This is a genomic window from Streptomyces sp. GD-15H (assembly GCF_045291515.1).
Lineage (GTDB): Bacteria > Actinomycetota > Actinomycetes > Streptomycetales > Streptomycetaceae > Streptomyces.
Genome location: NZ_CP149447.1, coordinates 6,089,407 through 6,110,998, shown reverse-complemented (window position 1 = coordinate 6,110,998; position 21,592 = coordinate 6,089,407). Strand labels below are relative to the sequence as shown.

General features: G+C 71.7%; 23 protein-coding genes and 2 pseudogenes. 12 read left to right on the top strand and 13 right to left on the bottom strand.

Features of this window, described 5'->3' with window-relative positions; all coding sequences use genetic code 11:
• A pseudogene (gene npdG / locus WJ438_RS28915) lies at positions 1-721 on the bottom strand (NADPH-dependent F420 reductase).
• 139 nt (positions 722-860) lie between these two features.
• Between npdG and WJ438_RS28910 the strand changes: the two are divergent.
• Positions 861-1,457, top strand: coding sequence for a hypothetical protein (locus WJ438_RS28910; protein ID WP_406727816.1), 597 nt, complete (start codon positions 861-863; stop codon positions 1,455-1,457).
• Positions 1,458-1,509: 52 nt separating this feature from the next.
• Here the strand turns inward: WJ438_RS28910 and WJ438_RS28905 are convergent, their stop codons facing one another.
• Positions 1,510-1,737: a hypothetical protein gene (locus tag WJ438_RS28905; protein WP_406727815.1), complete on the bottom strand. Its 228-nt coding sequence runs from the start codon at positions 1,735-1,737 to the stop codon at positions 1,510-1,512.
• A gap of 60 nt (positions 1,738-1,797) precedes the next feature.
• On the opposite strand from WJ438_RS28905, the gene map reads away from it, so the two are divergent.
• Both map and WJ438_RS28895 read left to right on the top strand, forming a co-directional pair.
• On the top strand, positions 1,798-2,655 hold the full coding sequence (map, locus tag WJ438_RS28900) for a type I methionyl aminopeptidase (RefSeq protein ID WP_406727814.1): 858 nt from the start codon (positions 1,798-1,800) through the stop codon (positions 2,653-2,655).
• Between the two features lie 152 nt (positions 2,656-2,807).
• Positions 2,808-3,466: pseudogene (locus tag WJ438_RS28895) on the top strand (heme oxygenase (biliverdin-producing)).
• Between the two features lie 11 nt (positions 3,467-3,477).
• Here WJ438_RS28895 and WJ438_RS28890 read toward each other — a convergent pair.
• Together WJ438_RS28890 and WJ438_RS28885 are read right to left on the bottom strand one after the other, a co-directional pair.
• Positions 3,478-3,657, bottom strand: a complete 180-nt coding sequence (locus tag WJ438_RS28890) for a hypothetical protein (RefSeq protein WP_406727813.1) — start codon at positions 3,655-3,657, stop codon at positions 3,478-3,480.
• A 15-nt stretch (positions 3,658-3,672) separates the two neighbouring features.
• Positions 3,673-4,296, bottom strand: coding sequence for an ATP-binding protein (locus WJ438_RS28885; protein ID WP_406727812.1), 624 nt, complete (start codon positions 4,294-4,296; stop codon positions 3,673-3,675).
• Positions 4,297-4,484: 188 nt separating this feature from the next.
• Here WJ438_RS28885 and WJ438_RS28880 point away from each other — a divergent pair, with 188 nt between their 5' ends.
• The 4 genes from WJ438_RS28880 (at position 4,485) to WJ438_RS28865 (ending at position 7,155) form a co-directional block, all read left to right on the top strand.
• Positions 4,485-5,369, top strand: coding sequence for a helix-turn-helix domain-containing protein (locus tag WJ438_RS28880; protein ID WP_406727811.1), 885 nt, complete (start codon positions 4,485-4,487; stop codon positions 5,367-5,369).
• Entirely contained in the window at positions 5,366-5,569 is a 204-nt protein-coding gene (locus tag WJ438_RS28875; protein WP_406727810.1) for a DUF397 domain-containing protein, read from the top strand. Before WJ438_RS28880 ends, WJ438_RS28875 begins: the two co-directional genes overlap by 4 nt.
• An 89-nt stretch (positions 5,570-5,658) precedes the next feature.
• Positions 5,659-6,576 carry a phosphotransferase gene (locus WJ438_RS28870; RefSeq protein ID WP_406727809.1) on the top strand — a complete coding sequence of 306 codons (918 nt, stop codon included), beginning with the start codon at positions 5,659-5,661 and terminating at the stop codon, positions 6,574-6,576.
• A gap of 237 nt (positions 6,577-6,813) precedes the next feature.
• The gene (locus tag WJ438_RS28865; protein WP_406729842.1) at positions 6,814-7,155 is read left to right on the top strand and encodes an SCO4225 family membrane protein; all 342 of its coding nucleotides are present in this window, start codon (positions 6,814-6,816) and stop codon (positions 7,153-7,155) included.
• Between the two features lie 197 nt (positions 7,156-7,352).
• Here the strand turns inward: WJ438_RS28865 and WJ438_RS28860 are convergent, their stop codons facing one another.
• Together WJ438_RS28860 and WJ438_RS28855 are read right to left on the bottom strand one after the other, a co-directional pair.
• Complete coding sequence (locus WJ438_RS28860) at positions 7,353-7,688, bottom strand: hypothetical protein (RefSeq protein ID WP_406727808.1); 336 nt, start codon at positions 7,686-7,688, stop codon at positions 7,353-7,355.
• Positions 7,689-7,832: 144 nt separating this feature from the next.
• The gene (locus WJ438_RS28855) at positions 7,833-8,975 is read right to left on the bottom strand and encodes an ROK family transcriptional regulator (RefSeq protein WP_406727807.1); all 1,143 of its coding nucleotides are present in this window, start codon (positions 8,973-8,975) and stop codon (positions 7,833-7,835) included.
• A gap of 91 nt (positions 8,976-9,066) precedes the next feature.
• Here WJ438_RS28855 and WJ438_RS28850 point away from each other — a divergent pair, with 91 nt between their 5' ends.
• Complete coding sequence (locus tag WJ438_RS28850; RefSeq protein WP_406727806.1) at positions 9,067-10,365, top strand: DUF1479 domain-containing protein; 1,299 nt, start codon at positions 9,067-9,069, stop codon at positions 10,363-10,365.
• A 426-nt stretch (positions 10,366-10,791) separates the two neighbouring features.
• The gene (locus WJ438_RS28845) at positions 10,792-12,216 is read left to right on the top strand and encodes a sugar porter family MFS transporter (RefSeq protein WP_406727805.1); all 1,425 of its coding nucleotides are present in this window, start codon (positions 10,792-10,794) and stop codon (positions 12,214-12,216) included.
• Between the two features lie 9 nt (positions 12,217-12,225).
• Here WJ438_RS28845 and WJ438_RS28840 read toward each other — a convergent pair whose 3' ends face one another.
• Positions 12,226-12,960 carry a PhzF family phenazine biosynthesis protein gene (locus WJ438_RS28840; RefSeq protein ID WP_406727804.1) on the bottom strand — a complete coding sequence of 245 codons (735 nt, stop codon included), beginning with the start codon at positions 12,958-12,960 and terminating at the stop codon, positions 12,226-12,228.
• 177 nt (positions 12,961-13,137) lie between these two features.
• On the opposite strand from WJ438_RS28840, the gene WJ438_RS28835 reads away from it, so the two are divergent.
• On the top strand, positions 13,138-14,145 hold the full coding sequence (locus tag WJ438_RS28835; RefSeq protein ID WP_406727803.1) for a hypothetical protein: 1,008 nt from the start codon (positions 13,138-13,140) through the stop codon (positions 14,143-14,145).
• A gap of 32 nt (positions 14,146-14,177) precedes the next feature.
• On the opposite strand, the gene WJ438_RS28830 is transcribed toward WJ438_RS28835, so the two are convergent.
• Both WJ438_RS28830 and WJ438_RS28825 read right to left on the bottom strand, forming a co-directional pair.
• Positions 14,178-14,915, bottom strand: a complete 738-nt coding sequence (locus WJ438_RS28830) for a bifunctional DNA primase/polymerase (RefSeq protein ID WP_406727802.1) — start codon at positions 14,913-14,915, stop codon at positions 14,178-14,180.
• A gap of 197 nt (positions 14,916-15,112) precedes the next feature.
• Entirely contained in the window at positions 15,113-15,748 is a 636-nt protein-coding gene (locus WJ438_RS28825) for a TetR/AcrR family transcriptional regulator (RefSeq protein WP_406727801.1), read from the bottom strand.
• A gap of 120 nt (positions 15,749-15,868) precedes the next feature.
• Here WJ438_RS28825 and WJ438_RS28820 point away from each other — a divergent pair, with 120 nt between their 5' ends.
• Positions 15,869-16,114 carry a DUF6243 family protein gene (locus WJ438_RS28820; protein WP_406727800.1) on the top strand — a complete coding sequence of 82 codons (246 nt, stop codon included), beginning with the start codon at positions 15,869-15,871 and terminating at the stop codon, positions 16,112-16,114.
• 33 nt (positions 16,115-16,147) lie between these two features.
• Here WJ438_RS28820 and WJ438_RS28815 read toward each other — a convergent pair whose 3' ends face one another.
• From WJ438_RS28815 to WJ438_RS28805, 3 genes are read right to left on the bottom strand one after another with little or no spacing between them, the layout of a single operon-like run.
• Positions 16,148-17,155 (bottom strand): small ribosomal subunit Rsm22 family protein, encoded by a 1,008-nt coding sequence (locus tag WJ438_RS28815; RefSeq protein WP_406727799.1) that lies wholly within the window; start codon positions 17,153-17,155, stop codon positions 16,148-16,150.
• A 34-nt stretch (positions 17,156-17,189) separates the two neighbouring features.
• Entirely contained in the window at positions 17,190-18,308 is a 1,119-nt protein-coding gene (locus tag WJ438_RS28810; protein WP_406729841.1) for a serine hydrolase domain-containing protein, read from the bottom strand.
• Positions 18,309-18,319: 11 nt separating this feature from the next.
• Positions 18,320-19,603 carry a multidrug effflux MFS transporter gene (locus WJ438_RS28805; protein ID WP_406727798.1) on the bottom strand — a complete coding sequence of 428 codons (1,284 nt, stop codon included), beginning with the start codon at positions 19,601-19,603 and terminating at the stop codon, positions 18,320-18,322.
• A 302-nt stretch (positions 19,604-19,905) separates the two neighbouring features.
• On the opposite strand from WJ438_RS28805, the gene WJ438_RS28800 reads away from it, so the two are divergent.
• Positions 19,906-20,931, top strand: coding sequence for a Gfo/Idh/MocA family protein (locus tag WJ438_RS28800; protein ID WP_406727797.1), 1,026 nt, complete (start codon positions 19,906-19,908; stop codon positions 20,929-20,931).
• A gap of 324 nt (positions 20,932-21,255) precedes the next feature.
• On the opposite strand, the gene WJ438_RS28795 is transcribed toward WJ438_RS28800, so the two are convergent.
• Complete coding sequence (locus WJ438_RS28795; protein WP_406727796.1) at positions 21,256-21,582, bottom strand: nuclear transport factor 2 family protein; 327 nt, start codon at positions 21,580-21,582, stop codon at positions 21,256-21,258.
• Between the last annotated feature and the right edge of the window lie 10 nt (positions 21,583-21,592).

Genomic DNA, 21,592 nt, shown 5'->3' with positions numbered 1-21,592 from the left:
TCATACGTCCGTGACGCGGAGCCCGGCGTGTGCCTTGTAGCGGCGATTGACGGAGATCAGGTTGGCGACCAGGGACTCCACCTGGTGGGCGTTGCGCAGGCCAGGCGAAGACGCCCCGCATCCCCGGGATGCGCCCGGCCAGCGCCTGCACGATCTCCACGTCGGCGCGGACCTCGCCGAGCACCATCACGTCGGTGTCGATCTCGTCGATCTCCGGGTCCCGGAGCAGCACCGCGGACAGGTGGTGGAAGGCCGCGGTGACCCGGGAGTCCGGCAGCAGGGCCGCGGCCTGCTCGGCGGCGCTGCCCTCCTCGGGCCTCAGCGCGTAGGCGCCCTGCTTGTCGAAGCCGAGCGGGTTGACGCAGTCGACGACGAGCTTGCCGGCCAGTTCCTCGCGGAGCCCTTCGAGCGTCTTGCCGTGGCCGTCCCACGGCACGGCGACGATCACGATGTCGCTGCGACGGGCGGTCTCCGCGTTGTCGGCGCCCTCGACGCCGTACCCGAGTTCCTCGGCGGCGGCCCGGGCGCGTTCGGCGGCACGCGAGCCGACGATCACCTTCTGGCCGGCCTGGGCGAGCCGGTGGGCGAGGCCCTTGCCCTGCGGTCCGGTGCCGCCGAGCACGCCGACCACGAGCCCGGAGACGTCGGGCAGGTCCCAGGGGTCCTTGCCGGTGGCCTTCGCGGGCTGCTGTGCGCTGTCACTGGGGGTGCTGGAAGTCATGGCCCGACTCTACGTGCGCGGCGGTGCCGTTTCCGGCCCGCGTGAGCCCCGTCACTCCGCCGTCCGCCGTGTCCCCGGGCCGGTGAATCCGCGGCGAACCCGGGACGCGACGGCCCGGCCGGGGGCAGGATGCGGTGCCATGGACGCCGTACGGGTCGCGCTGCTGCGCGAAGTGCTCGCCGGGACCGAGTGGCTGGGGGCCACCCGGCGGTTCGCGGGGACGCTGCGGGGATCGGTGGTGTCGCACGGGGGCGGGCTGCTGATCGTGGGCACACCGGAGTACGAGCCGTGGCATCTGGCGGCGCATCTGGTGGACGAGGCCGCCTGGTCGGGCACGCCGGAGCTGGCCCCGACGCTCGTACGGCATGGCGCGCGCCCCTCGGATCCCGCGCATCTGGCGGTGGGTCTGGGGCGGCTGGAGGCGGCGCGGCGGGGCGAGACGCTGGTGGTGGTGGCGCCCGGGGAGCCCGCGGCCCCGCTGCTGGAGCGGGTGTCCGACGCCCGCCGGGCCGGTGCGACGCTGCTGTCCCTCGGCGTCGGCGACGGTGGGCTTCCGGCGCTGGCGCACGAGACGCTGGCCGTCCCCGAGGGCGCCGAGCTGGATCTGGACACCGTGCAGCACCTGGTCAGCGCGGCGGCCGGGGAGAACGCGCTGCCGCCGCGGGGCCGCCGCTTCCGGGACCGCGTGTCCCGGCTGGCGGACCTCCTGACGGCCCCGCCACCGGCCCGTTGGTAGCAGGAGCTCCGGTCGGGGCCGCGGCCCGACCGGAGCGGCGGCCCGCCCGCGCTCAGTCCTCGCGCTCGCCCTCGGGGGCGTTGTGCCACTTGGGGTCGTTCTCCCACTGGAGGTTGCGCTCACGCGCCGTCGCCATGGCGTGCTCGGCCTCGGTACGGCTCGTGTAGGGGCCGAAGCGGTCCTTGGCGGGACACTCCGGGCCCTCCTCGACCTTCTGGTGTTCCAGGCAGTAGAACCACTCGCCCGGCTTCCCGACCGTTCGCTTCTTGAACAGGGGCATGACCGGCTCCTTTCGCTACGGAAGATGGTCCCCCGCGGCCACTCAATTAGACTCGCCGCCATGTCTGGCCAGTCGCTGCTCATCCCAGGGGAGCTGTCTCCCACCCGTTCCGTACCCGGAAACATCCGCCGCCCCGAGTACGTCGGAAAGCCCGCTCCCACGCCGTACGCCGGTCCGGAGGTGCAGACCCCCGAGACCGTGGAGGCGATGCGGACCGCCGGGCGGATCGCGGCGCGGGCGATGGCGGAGGCCGCCAAGCACATCGCGCCCGGTGTGACCACCGACGAGCTGGACCGGGTGGCGCACGAGTACATGTGCGACCACGGCGCCTACCCGTCGACGCTCGGTTACCGGGGTTTCCCCAAGTCGCTGTGCACCTCGGTCAACGAGGTGATCTGCCACGGCATCCCGGACTCGACGGTGCTGCGCGACGGCGACATCGTCAACCTGGACGTGACGGCGTACATCGGCGGGGTGCACGGCGACAACAACGCGACGTACCTGGTCGGCGACGTGGACGAGGAGAGCCGGCTGCTGGTCGAGCGCACCCGTGAGGCGCTGAACCGGGCGATCAAGGCGGTCAAGCCGGGCCGGCAGATCAACATCATCGGCCGGGTCATCGAGTCGTACGCCAAGCGTTTCGGCTACGGCGTGGTGCGGGACTTCACCGGCCACGGCATCAACAGCTCGTTCCACTCCGGCCTGATCGTCCCGCACTACGACAGTCCGCACGCGACGACGGTCATCCAGCCCGGCATGACGTTCACGATCGAGCCGATGCTGACCCTGGGGACCCACGAGTACGACATGTGGGACGACGGCTGGACGGTCGTGACGAAGGACCGCAAGCGCACGGCCCAGTTCGAGCACACCCTGGTGGTGACGGACACGGGCGCGGACATCCTGACCCTGCCGTAGCCCGGGCCAGGTCACCCGGTCACCCCTTTGGCCCGCTCTCTTCGGAGGGCGGGCTTTCTTTGTGGCGCGAGGGGGTAGGGAGGAGAAAGTTACCGACAACCCGTCGGGAAGTCATTGACTTAGGCGAACCTGACCATAAAAGATCTGGACTCATGGACTCCTCCTCCTCGACCTTCTCGACCCTCATTCGCACCGCCTCGCACGAGCAGCACGTGGAGGCGGAGACCTCGACGTTCATGAGCGACCTGCTCGGCGGCCGACTGGGCGTGGACGCGTACGCGCGCTACACCGAACAGCTGTGGTTCGTGTACGAGGCGCTGGAGTCGGGCGCGCGGCAGCTGGCGTCGGACCCGGTGGCCGGCCCCTTCCTCCGCCCGGAGCTGCTGCGCCTGCCCTCGCTGGAGCAGGACCTGGCCCACCTGCGCGGCCCCGAATGGCGTACGACGCTGACGGCACTGCCCGCCACGCGGGCGTACGCGGAGCGGGTCGCGCACTGCGCGAGCGCGTGGCCGCCGGCTACATCGCCCACCACTACACCCGCTACCTCGGCGACCTCTCCGGCGGCCAGATCATCCGCGACAAGGCGGAGCGCACCTGGGGCTTCCCGAAGAAGGGCGACGGCGTCCGCTTCTACGTCTTCGAGGACATCACGAACCCCGCCGCCTTCAAGCGCGAGTACCGCGAACTGCTGGACGGAGTCCGCGCGGACGACCTGGAGAAGCAGCGCGTCATCACCGAATGCCAGCGCGCCTTCGCCCTGAACACAGCCGTCTTCCACGCCCTGGGCGAGGAATTCTCCCTCTCGGTCTGACAGGGGCGTGTCTACGCTCCACGCGCATACCGGCCCATGGGGTCAAGGCACTTCCCGACCTCGATCGGGGTGACGAACGTGCCGCGCTCGTCGCTGTCGGCCACCTTCCGCGCCCGGGTCAGCCGACGCGGCGGGAGTCCGTCGCCGAACCGGGTCACCGTGTCCGGGAACGCCTCTCGGCACAGCCGCATGCACACGGCACCACATCATTCGGAGCAATCGTCCGTCCGTACGGCCAATGGTTCAGCGGCATGGACCCGCAGTGACGTGCCATCGGCGAACTCGAGCACCACGGCGGGTCCGCCGGCCGCGTACCGGTCATTCCGCACACCGAGGACGTTCCGCCACTCGCCCCGGACCCGCACCACCTGCCCGGTCCGGACCATGACCGCCGCCATCTCGCGCATCACAGGCTCAGCCACGATGTCCGGGGCCTTCAGCTCCGCGAACACCGTCTTCCCGATCCCGGCCGCGCGCTCCTCATAACCCCAGCGGTGCGCGAGCGCCGCCACGAGCAGCAGCCCGCGCCCGCCCGTCTCGTCCTCACCGGGCGCCCGGACCTCGGGGCAGCCGCCCCCGGCGTCGCTCACCTCCAGCCGCAGCAGCCCGTCCGCCATGGAGCGTGCGATGCGCACTCCAATCTGCCGATCACTCGGCACCGGCACGCGCAGTGCATTGGTCACCAGCTCGGAGAGAACCAACTCGGCATCTCCCAGCACCTCTTGGTTGATCCCCCAGCCACTGAGTGCCGCATGAAGCAGCGCCCGCGCCCGGGGCACGCTGCCGCGACTGCGGGAGAGGCGGAAGGCGATGTCGTTCGATGAGGTCATGGGGCTCCTCGGGACTCGGCGGCAGCGGCGAAATCCGCGTTGCGCAAGTTCCGTTGGGCTTGCGCACATCGGCAGCCTGAAGGCGCACCTTGTGAACTAGCAACGTTTCCAGTAGAAAAGCGCCTAATATTCCATCTTTCGAGTTAAGTCCCCCACATCTCAGCCTTCCCGCTGCTAGAGCTGTTGCCATGCCTGCAAACATCACTGCCTCCAGCCCGTCGACCGTCCTGGGACGCCAACTGGGCGATGAACTACGTCGACTGCGCGAGGCCGCCGCGCTCACCACCATGCAAGCGGCCGAGGCACTCGACTGCACCAAGGGAAAGATCAGCCGTATCGAGAACGGCCGCGTGACTGTTCGCATCCCCGACCTGACCGCAATGCTGCTCGCGTACGGGGCTGAGGACGCCGAACTGCGCGACAGACTCAGCCTGCTCGCCCGCAAGGCAAACCGTCGTCGCAGGCAGGGGTGGTGGAACCAATACGGACCGGTGCTGGCCGACACCTACCGCGACTACATTGCACTGGAAGCCATGGCCGGAACCATCCGTACCTTCCAGGCGCAACTGGTGCCGGGCCTGTTGCAGACCCCTGAATACATCCGCGCGGTGACCGTCGCCTCACACCAGTGGCAAACGGCGAACGAGATCGAACAGTTCGTCCAGGTGCGCCTCGCTCGTCAGGAGCGCCTCATCAGCGACTCGCCACTCCAGCTCTGGGCGGTCCTGTCCGAAGCCGTACTTCTCCAGCAGGTCGGGGGGCCAAAGGTGATGTCCGAGCAGTTGGAACAGCTCCTGATCGCGTCCGAGCAGCCCAACGTGACCATCCAGATCCTGCCGTTCTCCCGCGGAGCGCATGCGAGTATGTTCGGGCCGTACGTAGTACTGGGCTTCCCCGAGGAAGCTGCGCTGGACGTGGTACTGGCGGACAATCCCACCGGTTCAATGTGGTTGGAACAAGAGGCCGAAGTCGGCCGCTATCAGGAGTTGTTCGACGCTGCCCGTACTTCTGCGCTCTCCCCCGTGGAATCTCGCATGGTCATCCGACGCAGAGCCGAGGAGCACAGGGTATGAACACCGCACGCCATGGCATGCCGGACCTGTCAGGCGCGAAGTGGCGTAGCAGCAGCCACAGCGGCGGCAACAACGAATGTCTTGAACTCGCGCACGAAGTACCCGCCTTCGCCCCCATACGTGACAGCAAGGACCCCAGCGGGTCAGTCATCCCGTTCGGCCGTGCCGCCTGGGGCGCTTTCGTCGCACACCTGGGCTGACGTCGACCGGGCAAGGAGTGCAGGATCAGGGCGAGCAGCCCTCACGCCGGAACCCAGGCAGACCGCTCCCCCGGCTACCGTTGCTCCACATGACGGCCACCGAGAGGGACATCACCGAGGACCTGATTCAGGATCTGCTGCGCGATCAGCACCCCGACCTGGCGGACCGTCCCCTGAAGCTCGGAGCACTCGGCTGGGACAACCAAGTGTGGCGGCTCGGCGACGACCTCGCCGTTCGGTTGCCCTGGGCGACGCAGTCCGCGGACGCGCTGCTGCGCAAGGAACACACCTGGCTGCCCCTCCTCGCCCCGCACCTTCCGCTGCCGATCCCCGTGCCGCAGCGCCTCGGCGAGCCCTCCGAACGGTTCCCGCGACCCTGGCTCGTCACCACCTGGATCCCGGGCGAGCCCGCCGACCGCGCCCCCGCCACGCGCCCCGCGGAGGCGGCCGTGGCCCTGGCCGCCTTCCTGACCGCCTTCCACCGCCCCGCCCCCGACGGGGCACCCGCCGGCCGGGACCGCGGTGGCCCGCTGGCCGACACCGCCGAACACTTCGCCCAAGGGCTCGCCTCGGCCACCGCACGGGGGCTGATCCCCGACCCGGACGCCGTCCGCACCATCTGGGAAGACGCCGCCACCGCGCCCCACTGGGCAGGCCCGCGTCTCTGGCTCCACGGCGACCTGCACCCGGCCAACGTCCTGACCACGAACGGCGCCTTCTGCGGTGTGATCGACTTCGGCGACCTCTTCGCCGGCGACCCGGCCTGCGACCTCGCCGCCGCCTGGATCCTGCTGCCGGACGGTGCCGCCGACCTCTTCCACCAGAGCTACCGGCCAAGCCCGGACGCCGCGACCCTGCGCCGCGCCCGCGGCTGGGCGGTGCTGCGCGCTCTCGCCGGCATCCACATCGGAGACGCCGGCGTTCACGGCCGCCCCGAAGGCAAGCCCACCTGGGGCCCGCCCGCCCACGCCGCACTGCAACGCCTCACCGCAGCGGTCCACCAGTGACCAAGCACCCCGGCAGAAGGGTAAAAGGCAAGCTCGGAGATTGAGGATCTGGGGAGTGCGGAGTGGCTCGGCCGGATGCGGCCTCGTACGTGTGCGATGCCGGGGCAGGCGCCCGCGCCCCGGGCGTGACACACCGTCCCGGAAGCGTGAGCACTTTGGCTGCTATTGTCCTGATGTCGCTCGTTTGAGCGCTCTGGGAACACTTGCCCGCCGACTGCTCACGCTTTTCAGCAAGGCATCAGTCCCCGGCCCCGCAGAGTCGGGACCACGGAGATCCCCCACACCACCCGGCGGGACGCGATCACGGCGCGCCGCAGCGACCCTCGTCTTCCAGGGAGGTACCGCCTACAACCGGCGGCCCGGCGGGGGTTCGCCGGGATCTGGCCGCTCATGACCACGGCGCCGCTCAGCATCGTCGCCCTCCTGGTGGCCTCCCCCGCCGAGTGGGCCTCCTCCCTCGCCTGGCTGAGCCCGTTGGTCTTCTCCGCCGGTGCGGCCCTGTCCGGACTGTTCAACGCCGTACTGCTCGGCCGGCTCGCACGCACGCTGCGGGCACCGAAGGCACGCCCGGCCGCCTGATCCAACTCCCGGAGCGCGCACACCGCCGGGCCCGAAAACGGGCCGTACGGAGAGGCGCCGGCAGGCCCCTCCCACTAGGCACTGTCCGCCCCTTCCGCGGGCCGGGGGGCCGGGGTCGCCCAATACAGCGGAGCGACCACGCGCTGGGGGATGTGCTCCAGCTGGACCGTGTCTGGTCTGGCGCGGCGAGGTGTCTCTCAGCCTTCCCGGGGTTCGACCGGGCCGGCTGTCCGGGCCCTTGAGTCCCTGCGGGCCGCGAGCAGGAGCAGCACTGCGGCGGCGGCGATGAAGCCCAACCCCACGTTCATGCAGGCCATGACCGTCTCGAAGGAGGCGTCGGCGACCCGGGGGACACCATTGGCGAGCATGAAGGCGTAGATGCACAGAAGGCCGTAGGCGCGAAGCCGCATCCCGGCCTGCCGCTCCCGCATCCACGGCGGTGTCCACCCCGCCAGTATCGCCACCGGCACCGGCAGCGCCAGCGCCGTGGACACTGCCAAGGCCATCCAGTGGTACAGCGGATTGCCGTTCACCCCGCCCCCCTTCGTAGGTGATCACCAGCCTACGGAGGGTCGGCGAGGCCCGTCCATGCCGAACACCGCGAGCTTCCGGCGGACTTGCCCGGTCAGAGCACCAGCGGCGCCGCGGGTGGGCGCCGCCCGCCCGGACGCTTCGGGTCAGTCGGACGGTTCCGGGCGCGGCGTGGTGATGATCGCGGTGCGCAGGGCCTCCACGGCGCGGGCGCGGGCACCGGCGAGTGCGGGTTCGGCGACCTGGGCCGCGGCGACCGGCACGCTGCGGGGCAGTCCGGCGAAGTGCTCGCGGATCGCCTCGGCGATGCCCGGCTCGGCGCCCCAGAGGCCTCCGAGGACGATCAGTCGGGGGTCCGCCAGGGCGACCGCCGCTGCCAGCACGCCGCCCACCGCGCGGGCCAGCGCACCGCGGGTCCGCCGCGCCGCCGGGGAGTCGCCGAGGGCGGCCGCGCGCAGGGCGTCGACGTCGATGGCGGTGGACTCGGCCCGGCGCAGACCGAGTTCGGCGAAGACCTCGATGAGGGGGAGCGCCGTGCCCCGGGGCCCCGCGGTGTAGAGGTGGGCGATCTCGCCGGCCAACCCGTGGTGTCCGCGGCGGACTTCCGCGTCGGTGACCACCGCGCATCCCAGTCCCTCGCCGAGGTGGACGTAGACGAAGTCGTCAACGCCGAGGGCGCATCCGGTGGCGCGCTCGGCGCGGGCGGCCCAGTTGATGTCGTTGTCGACCAGCACCGTCCCGTCCACCAGATCGGCCAGTACCGCCGCCGGGTCCAGGTCTCCGACCAGGAACGGGGCGTCCGGCAGATGCACCAGGCGGCCGGTGACCCGGTCGACCGGATCGGCCGCGCTGACCACGGCCGTACGCAGCCGGCCGTGCACCCGGGGCCGGACCAGCGTGACCGCTTCGGTCAGGGCCCGGGCGGTCGCGTGCGGGCCCGGGGCGCGGCCCAGGCCGACTTCGGCGCGGGCGGTGGCGGTGCCGAAGGCGTCGACCGCCTCCGCGACGACGCCTTCGGGGCTGATGCTCGCCACCAGTGCCGCCCCGGTGTCCGCGGCCAGCGAGTAGTAGGTGCCGACCCGGCCGCGGCCGGTGGTGCGCTCGCCCGTGTCGGCGAGCAGGCCGGCCTCGCTCAGCCGCCGCACGCTGTCGGAGACCGTCGGCTTGGAGATCCCGGTCCGGGCGGCGATCTCCGCGCGGGTCAGACGCCCTTCCTCCATCAGCGCGCGCAGCACGTTCTCGTCGGTCAGCGCGCGCAGCATCTCGAGTGACGGCTTGGCCAGTGACATGTCGAGGATTTTAGTCAGGACTCTTGCCCAAATGTGGTCGCACAGCTACGTTGATCTTCTAGTAAGGAGTCCTGACCAAAGGAGTCGAGCAATGACGCCGGCAACCGGCACCCAGCAGGCCGCTCTCCCCGCCCTGCCGCACTGGGAGACCGTCCCCGACGACCTCGCCGCCGCCATCCGCGAGATCAAGCCCGCGCTGCGCGCCCGCATCGAGTCCTCCGGACGCACCGTCGAGAAGGTCTTCGCCGTCGTCGAGGAGCGCGTCCGCGCCCGCCTGGCCGAGATCCAGGCGGACAAGGAGCGCGGCGAGAGCGTGTGGCCGGTCATCGACTACGCGGACATCGCGAACGGCACCGTCACCCCGGAGCAGCTCGACAAGCTCCGCCGCCGCGGCTGCCTCGTCGTCCGCGGCCACTTCGAGCGCGACCAGGCCCTCGCCTGGGACGCCTCGATCGTGGACTACGTGGAGCGGAACGAGTTCTTCGAGAGCTACAAGGGTCCCGGCGACGACTTCTTCGGCAGCGTCGGCTCCAAGCCGGAGATCTACCCCATCTACTGGTCGCAGGCCCAGATGGAGGCCCGCCAGAGCGACCGGATGGCCAACGTCCAGTCCTTCCTCAACTCGCTGTGGAAGCACGAGTCCGAGGGCGTGCGGTGGTTCGACCCGAACCGCGACGCGCTGTACCCCGACCGCATCCGCCGCCGTCCCCCGGGCGCCGACTCCAACGGGCTCGGCACCCACCTCGACCCCGGCACCCTCGACCTGTGGCTGACGCAGGCCTACCAGCAGGCGTTCCGCCACCTGTTCGACGGCAGCGTAGAGGAGTACGACCCCTGGGACGCCGCCCACCGCACGGCCGGACCCCAGTACCCCGGCTCCACCATGTGCTCGGCGTTCCGCACCTTCCAGGGCTGGACCGCGCTGTCGGACATGGACCACGACCAGGGCGTCCTGCACACCGTCCCGATCCCCGAGGCCATGGCGTACCTCATGCTGCGGCCGCTGCTCGCGGACGTCGCGGACGACGACATGTGCGGCGTGACCACCAACCAGGTCTTCCCCGCCAACGAGAAGTGGCACCCGCTCCTCATGGAAGCCCTCACCGGCATCCCCGACGTCAAGGCGGGCGACTCCGTCTGGTGGCACTGCGACATGATCCACAGCGTCGCGCCGATCACCGACCAGAAGGGCTGGGGCAACGTCATGTACATCCCCGCCGCTCCCTGGTGTCCCCGCAACGAGGAGTACTCGGCGAAGGTCCTCGAGGCGTTCGTGACCGGCTCCAGCCCCAGTGACTTCCCCGAGGAGCACTACGAGCGCACCTGGACCGACCGCTTCGGCGTCGACCAGCTCAACGAGACCGGCCGACGCGGCCTGGGCCTCGACTGACGGACCCCGCCCCCGTGCACCGGGTCGGCGCCGAGACCTCTCGGCCGGTACGGCTCGGCATGACACGAACGGGGCGGCGCCCGGCCCTCCGCAGCACAGTCCTTCCCCGGACGGCGGACGGGCCGGACGCCGCCCCGGGCGCGGACGTTCCGGCCCGTGTGTGCGGCCCGCCCCGGGCCGCACACACGGGCCGGAACGTCACTCAGCCGCCGGACACCCCGACCTCCCCGGACGGCACCGGCGTGCTCAAGCGCCCCGATCGACCGATCGGCCACCCTGCTTCCCGCGTCCGGAAGCAGGTCACCAGTTTTCTTCCGAACCGAGCGCCGCCCTCCGCAGGGTGCGTACACCTGCCGCGGCGTCCACTGTCCTTGCTCCTCGCCCGAGGCAGACGGCAACGACACACCACATCACAGGAGTTCGTAGGTGACGAGCACAACACAGCAGCCCGCTGCCGGAGGCCTCGCGGCCCGGCCGAACCGGCTGCGTCACGTCGTCTTCATCGCGGCGTCCGCCGCGATGGGCGGCTTCCTCTTCGGCTACGACAGCGCTGTGATCAACGGCGCCGTCGAGGGCATCAGGGGGCGGTTCGACGTCGGCGCCGCCACGCTCGGCGCCGTCATCGCCATCGCCCTGCTCGGCGCGGCCGGCGGCGCCATGCTCGCGGGACGGCTCGCCGACCGCATCGGCCGCCTCCGGGTGATGCAGCTGGCCGCCCTGCTCTTCCTGGCCAGCAGTATCGGCTCGATGCTGCCGTTCACGGCGTGGGACCTGTCCTTCTGGCGCATCGTGGGCGGTGTGGCCATCGGCATGGCCTCCGTGATCGGCCCGACGTACATCGCCGAGGTCGCGCCCACCGAGTACCGCGGCCGACTCGTCTCCTTCCAGCAGGCCGCCGTCGTGCTGGGCATCGCCGTCTCCCAGCTGGTCAACTGGACGGTGCTCACCCTCGCGGACGGGGACCAGCGCGGCAGCCTGCTGGGCCTGGAGGCGTGGCAGGTCATGCTCGGCATCGCGGCCGTTCCCGCCGTGGTCTACGGTCTGCTCGCGCTGCGCATCCCGGAGTCGCCGCGCTACCTGATCTCGGTCGGCAGAACCGGCCAGGCCAAGGACGTGCTGCGCCGGCTCGAAGGTGCGCAGGTCGATCTCGATGCCCGGGTGGCCGAGATCGAACTGGCCATGCGCAGCGACAAGGCACCGCGGTTCAAGGACCTCCGCGGCCGCTTCGGCCTGCTGCCGATCGTCTGGGTCGGCGTCGGACTGTCGGTATTCCAGCAGTTCGTCGGCATCAACGTGATCTTCTACTACAGCTCCTCGCTGTGGCAGTCGGTGGGCATCGACCCGACGAGCTCGTTCTTCTACTCGTTCACCACCTCGGTCATCAACATCGTCGGCACGGTGATCGCGATGGTGCTCATCGACCGCGTCGGCCGCAAGCCGCTGGCCGTGACCGGTTCCGCCGGCATGGCGGTCTCCCTCGCGGCCGTCGCCTGGGCCTTCTCCTACAAGACCGGAACGGGCGCCGACATCTCGCTGCCCGACACCCAGGCCGCCGTCGCGCTGGTCGCCGCCCACACCTTCGTCCTCTTCTTCGCCATGTCGCTGGGCGTGGCGGTCTGGGTGCTGCTCGGCGAGATGTTCCCCAGCCGCATCCGCGCGGCCGCGCTCGGCGTCGCCGCCTGCGCGCAGTGGATCGCCAACTGGCTGGTCACCGCGACGTTTCCGACCATGTCGGAGTGGAACCTGTCCGGGTCGTACGTGATCTACGCGATCTTCGCCACTCTGGCGGTCCCGTTCATCCTCAAGTGGGTGCCGGAGACCAAGGGCAAGACGCTGGAGGAGATGGGCTGAGCACAGGGCTCAGCGCTCCGGGAGCACCCGGCCGCCGCTCTCGGTCCAGCCGTGCGGCTGCGGTGCCGTGAGGATCTGGGAGCCCGCGCCCTGAGTGGTGTTCAGGGCGCGGGCCGGCCGGTCGGTGAGCAGGAGGGCGGCGGCGCCGGTCGCCTCGTCCTCGTCGATGAACCCGGTGCGGGCACCGGCTCCACCGGAGCGGCTGTCGCCGCGCTCCTCAATGCGGCCGGGGAAGGCGCGGGCCCGGAAGCGGCCCGCCGCCTCGTCCTCCCAGGCCCAGGCGTAAATCCTCCCCCACTGCCCGAAAGGCGTGGGAGGTGCCCCCACCCCTTTCGGTGGTACGGCCAGGTCGTCGACCTCGGCCGCGGTGGCGTACTGACGCAGGGTGCGCGGCGGCACCCACTCCGCGCGCGCCTCGATCCGGCAGAACTCCCCGTCCCGCCGTGCGCCCACCACCCCCGCCGGGGTGTCGAGTTCGGGCACGTCGAGCAGCCAGGCCGCGTCGACGCACGGGTGGCCGGCGAAGGGCAGGCGCAGGGTCGGAGTGTAGATGCCGATCACCCCGCGCTCGGGGTCGTCGACGAACACGGTCTCCCTGGAGCCGAGTTTCGCGGCGAACTCCTGCCGGTCGCTCCGCTCGGGCATCACGGAACCGTCGCGGACGACACCGAGTTCGTCGCCGCACCCGCCGTGAGGACCGCGGAAGACACGCACCACGTCGTATTCACCGGGGCATCCAAGCATCGCGGGGGCACGGTACCGGTCATCCCCACCGGGAACGGCTGACGTCGGCGGGCCCCGGCCCGGCTGCTTCCCGCTCCTGCTCGGTCACGGTGTGGTCGCTGTGTCCCGTCCGCATGTTCGCGCCGTACCTCGTCCCGGTAGGGTTCGCCTCCGGAAAGGGGAAGGTGAAGGAACCGGATGAGCAGGGATGTCGGTCTTCGAAAGGTCCGCGGGTTCGACCGGAGCGCGCTGATCGCGGCCTCGGTGACCGCTCTGTCGTTGACGGCGAGCGGCTGCGTGGTGGTGCACGGCGAGCGCGAGGTGCTTCCGGCCACCACCCGCGCCGAAGCGGCGCAGGCGCTCCAGGAGTTCACGACCGCCTACAACAAGGCCGACAAGGCGTACGACAGTTCCCTGGACGCCGAGTACACCACCGGCGCGCTCGGTGACATCGACAAGGCCCGGCTGACGGCCGGGAAGGCCAACAACCCGGACGGCAACCCCGGGCACTCGCCGCTGAAGCTGACGGACGCGAAGTTCACCATCCCCAAGAAGGCCGGCTGGCCCCGCTGGTTCCTCGCGGACGCGGCGGGCAACAAGGGCGGCGACGTGCGCTGGCTGCTGGTGTTCACCCGGAACGGTCTCGACGAGACCTGGGAGGCGGCGTATCTGACGCTGGTGGCCCCGGACGACATACCCGAGTTCCCGCTGGACAAGGACGGCTGGGCCGAGGCCGTCCCCGCGAACGCCACCGATCTCGCCGTGCCGCCCGGCGAGTTGAGCGCGCACTACGCGACGTACCTGAAGGACGGCGAGGACGGGAAGGGCGGCGGCGCCACCTTCGCCGAGGGCCCGCACACCAGCGCCTGGCGGGCGCTGCGCACGAAGCAGTCGGCGCGGCCGGGGCTGGCCACGCAGTACATCGACGAGCCGCTGACGAACGGCGACTACGCGCCCCTGGCGCTGCGCACCGAGGACGGCGGGGCGCTGGTCTTCTTCACGACGCGCCACTACGAGAAGCAGACCGCCGCGGACGGGGCGTCCGTGCCGACGCCGAACAAGGAGGTGCTGGCGCTGACCACGGGTGAGATCCGGCAGACCCTGACGATGGAGTTCGTCTCCAACGAGGTGGCTCTGGACCCGGGCGACGGCCAGGTGGAGATCCTGGGGCGGATCCAGGGGCTGACGTCGGCGAAGGGCGAGTAGGGCCCCGGGGCGGCACGCTCCGGACGAGGGGCCTAACGGCGCGGGGGCCAGGCCGTGTTCGCCTGGTCGGGGTACTCGACGGCGTGGCGGGCGCAGGCGTCGGTGAGGTATTCCAGCAGGCTCAGCGGGTCCGGCAGCGGATGCTCCGGGCCGCGTACCCAGTGCACCGACCGGTGGTCGTCACCGGGCAGTCGCGCGGGCGGTACCAGGACATAGGAGCCGCGGCAGTGCCAGCGCAGGCCGGGGTGCTCGTCCATGGTCTCGGGATGGCAGTCCAGCTCGCACGGCCACCACTCGTCCTCGTCCTCGGGGGTGCCCCGGGTGAGGGTGAAGAACAGTATGCGGCCGTCGTCGCTCTCCGCGACGGGCCCGACCTCGACTCCTGCCGCCAGCAGGCGCGTAAGCGCCTCGCGACCGGCGTTCAGGGGCACGTCGAGTACGTCGTGCACCATGCCGGTCGCGGTGATGAAGTTGGCCTGCGACTGGTGGCGGGCCCAGCGTTCGATCTGGGCGCGGTCGGTGGTGGACTGTGTCTGCCAGGCGAACGACACCGGGTGCCGGGCGGGAGTGGGGCAGCCGACGCGGTCGCACGAACATCGGTATCCGGCGGCGGGGTGGGCGGCGGGCGCGAGCGGCAGTCCCGCTTCGGCGGCGGCGAGCAGCAGAGCCTCACGGCCGCCTTCGTCGACGGCCGGTTCCGGGCGGCGGCCACGCAGCCACCGGGAGAGTTTGCCCTGCCTGCCGGTCCTGCCGCCGAACTCCGCGCTCATCTAACTCCTCGCCTCGCCGTCGTGCCCCTCAGCATGCCCTATGGTCCCACCCTCGTACGCATCGGGGGGCCGGAGCCCACAATAGGCGTACCTGGGACAAGCGGTGCACGGACAGGACGAAGGGGCGTCCCGGGGGGCGAAAGGTACACGCCGGGGGCACGCCGGTGTGACCGAGGAGGCCTCGCGGGCGACCCCGGTCAGCGGGGGGCGAGGCCGTTCAGGGCGTAGTCGACGAGGGTGTCGGTGTACTCGTAGGTGATCGGCCCCGTGTACTGCAGCCAGCGCTGGGCGAGCGGGGAGACGAAGAGCTCCAGGGCGATGCGCGGGTCGATGTCGGGCCGGACCTCTCCGGCCTCCTGCGCGGAGCGCAGCCGGTCGACGTACAGCTGAAGCTGCGGTTCCAGCAGCTTGGCGACGAACCTCCGGCCGAGTTCCTCGTTGACGACACCCTCGGCGGCCAGTGCGCGGGACGGCGCCTCGAACACCGGGTCGCGCAGTTCGTCGACCGTGGCCCGCAGGACGAGCCTGAGGTCGGCGGCGAGGTCCCCGGTGTCCGGTACCCCGCCCCCCTCGCCGCTCCCCGGTTCCTGTCCGACGGCGCGGGCGGCCTGCGCGCTCAGGTCGAGGAACGCCTCCAGCAGGACGTCCGCCTTCGACGCCCACCACCGGTAGATCGTCTGCTTGCCGACGCCGGCGCGGGCGGCGATGCCCTCGATGGTGGTCTTCGGGTAGCCGACCTCCACGACCAGGGCGACGGCCGCGTCGTAGATGGCACGGCGGGAGCGCTCACTGCGGCGGGTGGAGTCGGGGGGTGCGGGGTTGTTCGTGGCCATGGGGCGAATTTACCAGGTTGACAAGACGACGCGTCTCGCCTGACAGTGAGAGGGATCGGATCGAGACGATACGTTTCGTCACGTGCGCCCGCAGGGGGCGCTCATCGGAGGGAGATCACCATGTCCCGAGGCGGAGCCGGAAACATGCTGGGCGTCGGCGGCACCCGGCAGCACCTCGGCCGCAAGGCCCTGCGCGGCGGGAGACGCGACGGGCGCGTCGGGGGCGGGCTCGACCCCCAGGCCCAGAAACGCGAGCTGCTGCGCAAGCTCCAGGAGCAACGGAAGGAGCAGCAGAAGCAGCAGGAAGAGCGGGAAGACCGGGAAGACCGGGACGGAGGGGGCTCCGGGCAGGAAAGCCGACCCTAGTCCTGCCCTGGTCCCCCTCGTCAGGCCCTGTCGTCATTCCCCGTCGTCGTCGGCCTGTGGTGGCCAGGTGTCGCCCCAGGCCGCGTCCCTCGCCGCCCGGTACAGGTCGCCGTGGCGTTTGGTCACGGTGGTGCGGCGCAGGGCCGGGCCCCCCTCGCAGAGGTCGAGGAGGACCTGGCCCTTGCGGAGCTGCGGCTTGCGGACGACGCGGGCGGCGGCCGGGGCGGCGGGCAGGCGGGTGGCGGCGACGTAGCTGAACTTCTCGTCCTCGTAGGGTAGGGAGCCGCCCTTGACCTGGCGGTGCAGCGAGGAACGGCTGACCCGGGCCGCGAAGTGGCACCAGTCCGTGCCGGGCGCGATGGGGCAGGCGAGGCTGTGCGGGCAGGGGGCGGCGACCCGGAAGCCGGCGGACATCAGCCGGTCGCGGGCCTCGATGAGGCGGGTGTAGCCGTCGGGGGTGCCGGGTTCGACGATCACGACGGCCTGCGCGGCGCCGGCGGCGGCGTCGACGAGGGCGGTGCGGTCGGCGGCGGTCAGTTCGTTGAGGACGTAGGAGACGGTGACGAGGTCGGTGCGGTCGAGGGTGAGCTCCGTGCCGATCCGCGAGCGGTGCCAGCGGGCGTCCTCGAGGGCGGGGTTCGCGACGGCGAGTTCCCGGCCGAGGGCGAGTGCGGGCTCGGCCCAGTCGAGGACGGTCACCGGCCGCTCCCCGTCCCAGGTGGCGCTCACCGCCCAGGCGGCGGCGCCGGTGCCGCCCCCGATGTTGACGTGGTCACCGGGCGTCCACTCGGGCACGGCGTCCGCGAACGCCGCCAGCGCCGACCGTACGGCCTCGAAGGTGGCCGGCATGCGGTACGCGGCGTAGGCGGCGACGTCCGCGCGGTCCCGCAGGATGGGCGCCCCGGTCGGGGTGGCGCCCCGGTAGGTGGCGATCAGCCGCTCGACGGCCTGCGCGGCCTGCCGCGGTGGGAGCCCGTCGAGCAGTCCGGCGAGCGCACTGCGCAGGGCGTCGGCGGAAGACACGGGAGCGGGGGCGTTCACCCGGCGATTCTAGGGTGCGGGCCGGCGGCCGGATTCACCTCCCCCGGACCGCGCGGGCCACCCGGGTGGCCGCACGCGCGCGGGGTCCGTTGGGCGGGGTCGGGGGGCGGCGGGGGTGGACCGTGTTGGCGAGGAGGACGAGGTAGGTGTCCGTGGCCCGGTCGAGGACCAGGGACGTGCCCGTGAAGCCGGTGTGGCCCGCCGCTCCGCGCCCCGCGAGCTCCCCCATGAACCACGGCTGGTCCACGGCGAAGCCCAGGCCCGGCGGGGTGAGGAGCAGTTCCACGAAGTCGGGGCCGAGGATGCGGGCGGGGCCGTGGGAGCCGCCCGCCAGCAGGGCACGGCAGAAGACCGCCAGGTCGCGGCCGGTGGAGAAGAGGCCGGCGTGACCCGCGACCCCGCCGAGCGCCCAGGCGTTCTCGTCGTGCACCTCGCCGCGCAGCATCCCACGGTCCGCCTTGGCCCACGGCCGCCGCTGGTCCTCGGTGGCCGCCGCGCCCGGACACGGGCCGAAGTCCGTGGCGGTCATGCCGAGCGGCCGGGTGATGCCGTCGTGGACGAGCGTGTCGAGCGTGCGGCCGGTGAGGCGTTCCAGGACGTGCTGGAGCAGCAGCATGTTCAGGTCGGAGTAGCGGTACGTGCCGGGCGCCGAGACCGGCCGTTCGGCGCGGAGCAGGGCGAGCCGTTCCGCGTCGTCGGCGCAGTCGTACAAGGGGAGTTCGGGGCGCAGCCCGGAGGTGTGGGTGAGCAGTTGCCGGACGGTGATGCCGTGCCGGGCGGCCGCGGAGAAGTCCGGCAGGTACGCACCCACGCGGGCGTCGATGCCCAGGGTGCCCCGCTCGATCTGCTGCACGGCGGCCACCGAGGTGAACAGTTTGGTCAGGGACGCCAGGTCGAAGGGGGTGTCCACGGTCATCGGCACCCGGTCGGCCGGTGGCAGTTCCACCGCGGTGTCCGTGTGTTCGTCGTACGCCGCGTAGCGCACGGCCCAGCCCACCGCCTCCTGCACGGCGAGCACCGGGCCGCGGCCGACGGCCACGACGGCGCCCGCCGCCCAGGGACGCTCCCCGGTGGTGCCGGCGTGCACCTCGCTCACCAGGGCCCGGAGTTCGCGGGGGTCGAGCCCGGCTCGTTCGGGGGTGCCGGGGCGCAGTCTCGGTGCGCTCAGCTCTCCGCCTCCGCTCGCTCGGTTCCGCGCGGGCGGGGGGTGAGGGGGTCCGCCGCGCTCGTCCGTCCGCCCCGGGGACGGCACATTCCCACGAAGCAGGCCAGCGCCACCAGGGCGGCGGTCAGTTGGACGACGGCCATCGGAACGGCGGTGTCCTCCCCGGCGATCCCGACCAGCGGGGAGGCGAGCGCGCCGATGAGGAAGGAGGACATGCCGAGCAGCGCGGACGCGGAGCCGGCGGCGTGCCTGGTGCGCATCAGGGCGAGCGCCTGGGTGTTGGGCAGCGTGATGCCCATGGCGGACATCAGCACGAACAGCGCGACGGCCACGGGGGTGAGCCCGACGTCACCGAACACGCCCAGCGCCATCAGCAGCACTGCGGTCGCGGCGGCCAGGACGACGGCGAGGCCGAGGCCGAGTACCCGGTCCAGCCGGACCCGGCCGACCAGCGCCTTGCCGTTGACCTGGCCCATGATCACCAGCCCCACCGAGTTGAGCCCGAACAGCAGGCTGAACGTCTGCGGGGAGGCGCCGTAGATCTCCTGGACGACGAACGGGGAGGCGGCGACGTAGGCGAACAGGGCGGCGAAGGTGAACCCGCCGGTGAGTACGTAGCCGCTGAAGGCCCGGTCGGCGAGCAGCCGGCGCATGGAGCCGAGGGCCTCGCCGACCCCGCCGCCGTGGCGGTCGGCGGGCGCCAGTGTCTCCGGCAGCTTCACCCAGACCACGACCGACAGCAGTACGCCGAGGGCGGTGAGGACGACGAAGACGCCCCGCCAGTCCGTCACCCGCAGGACCTGACCGCCGATCAGCGGCGCCACGATCGGCGCGACCCCGGAGACCAGCATGAGGGTGGAGAAGAAGCGGGCCATGGCCACACCGTCGTACAGGTCGCGGACCACCGCCCGCGCGATGACGATGCCGGCCGCGCCCGCGAGGCCCTGGGCCAGCCGGAAGGCGATGAGGAGTTCCACGGTGGGCGCGAACGCGCACAGCGCGGTGGCGACGACGTAGACGGCGAGTCCGGTCAGCAGCGGGCGCCTGCGCCCCCACCGGTCGCTCATCGGCCCCACCACCAGCTGCCCGACCGCCATGCCGGCCAGGCAGGCGGTGAGGGTGAGCTGGACGGTGGCCGCCGTCGACCCCAGCGACCGGGTGACCTCCGGGAGCGCGGGGAGGTACATGTCCATCGCCAGCGGGCTCGTGGCGGTCAGGCTGCCCAGGATGAGCGTGACCAGGAGACCGGCCCGCCCGGGGGTCCCCGGGATCCCGGGATTCACGCTCCGTCCCCCTTGCCGGCAGCGGTGCCGGGGAGCGGCGAAGCGGCCGCCTCCGTGTCCGGTACGGCCGCTTCCCGCGCTGTGCTCGATGTCGAGCGGGATATGGACGCCCCACCCTCGGCCATGTAGCCCCTCCCTTTCCGAGTCATCCGCTCCCTATGCTCTCAGCTCGTACGGAGTGCTCGGTGTCGGCGACAATGCCGTGGGAGCGCTTCCATGAGGGATTCCAGGGACCGCGAGGGATTCCGGGGGCGAGGACGCGGGCGCTGACACGAGCAGCGGGACAGGCAGGGGTGGGGCGGATGACGGGGCAGAACGTGCGCTGGGGAATTCTGGCGACCGGCGGGATCGCCGCGAGGTTCACGGCGGATCTGGTGGCTGCGGCACACAGCGGCTCTGCCGCGGGGCCGGGCGCGGAGGTCGTCGCGGTGGCCTCGCGGTCGGCGGAGTCGGCGCGGGCGTTCGCCGACCGGTTCGGGATCGAGCGGGCGTACGGCGACTGGGAGTTGCTCGCGCGGGACGAGGAGGTCGACGTCGTCTACGTCGCCACTCCGCATTCGGCGCACCGGGCGGCGGCCGGGCTGTCCCTGGAGGCCGGGCGGAACGTGCTGTGCGAGAAGCCGTTCACGCTCAACGCGCGGGAGGCCGGGGAACTGGTCGCCCTGGCGCGCGACCGGGGGCGTTTTCTGATGGAGGCCATGTGGATGTACTGCCATCCCGTGGTGCGGCGGCTGAAGGCGCTGATCGACGACGGTGCGATCGGTGAGGTGCGCAGCGTGCGGGCCGACTTCGGGCTGGCGGGGGACTTCACGGCGTCGCACCGGTTGCGGGATCCCGCGCTGGGCGGGGGCGCGCTGCTGGACCTCGGTGTGTATCCGGTGTCGTTCGCGCAGTTGCTGCTCGGGGAGCCGTCGGACGTCGTGGCGAAGGCGACGCTCTCCGAGGAGAAGGTCGACCTCCAGACGGGCGCGCTGCTCTCCTGGGACGACGGCGCCCTCGCGTCGGTGCACTGCTCCCTCGTCGGCGGTACGGAGACCTCGGCGTCGATCACCGGTTCCGCGGGCCGGATCGACATCCCGTACGGCTTCTTCTTCCCGGACGGGTTCGTGCTGCACCGGGACGGCCGGGAGGCCGAGAAGTTCACGGCCGACCCGGCGGACGGGCCCCGCGACACGCTCGGCCACGAGGCCGCCGAGGTGATGCGCGCCCTGCGGGCCGGAGAGACCGAGTCCCCACTCGTCCCGCTGGACGGCACGCTCGCCGTGATGCGGACGCTCGACGCCATCCGCGACCGTATCGGCGTCCGCTACCCGGGGGATGCCGTATAGCTTCTGACACCGCCTCCGCTCCGGTCACGGGCCTGCCTGCCTCGCCGACGGACTGTCAGGCAGCACCGACTCCCCCGATCCACACAAGCGGAATACGGACGTCCGCAGCATTGCGACCTGCGGCGGACATATGCTCAACCTTCCTGCACCAAAGTTTCACACTTGGAGCTGAAGGCTTCCGCAGGCCACCTTCAGGGGGAGGGGCAGCCGTTCCACCGCACCGGCAGGGGGCGGACCCGCATGGGACAGCGGGGCGTGCGCCGGTGGGGTGGAACGGCTGCTGTATCAGGCCGTCGGCCCCGGCAACCTCGAACCGTCGGCCCGTCAGGCCTGGCCGGTCTCGAAGCGGCTGATCCTGCCGTCGTCGTCGACGGTGAAGCTCCAGCGGGTGCGCATCTCGCCCCAGGTGTTGTTGCGGTAGCGGACCAGGAGGCTGCGTCCGCCGTCGGACTCGCTGTCGACGTCCATGTGACCGCGGGAGGAGAAGATCTCCCGGTCGATCCAGTCGGCGAGATCGCGGTCGCTGCCGTCGTCCGCCATGGTCGCCCCGGGCGCGAGCAGGACCATGAAGCCCTCCCGGTCGTGGTTGTCGACCGTGGTGACGAAGGCGCGGACGGCGGGGACGCTGAGGCGGGAGGTCTGCATGGTCATGCCTGCCAGC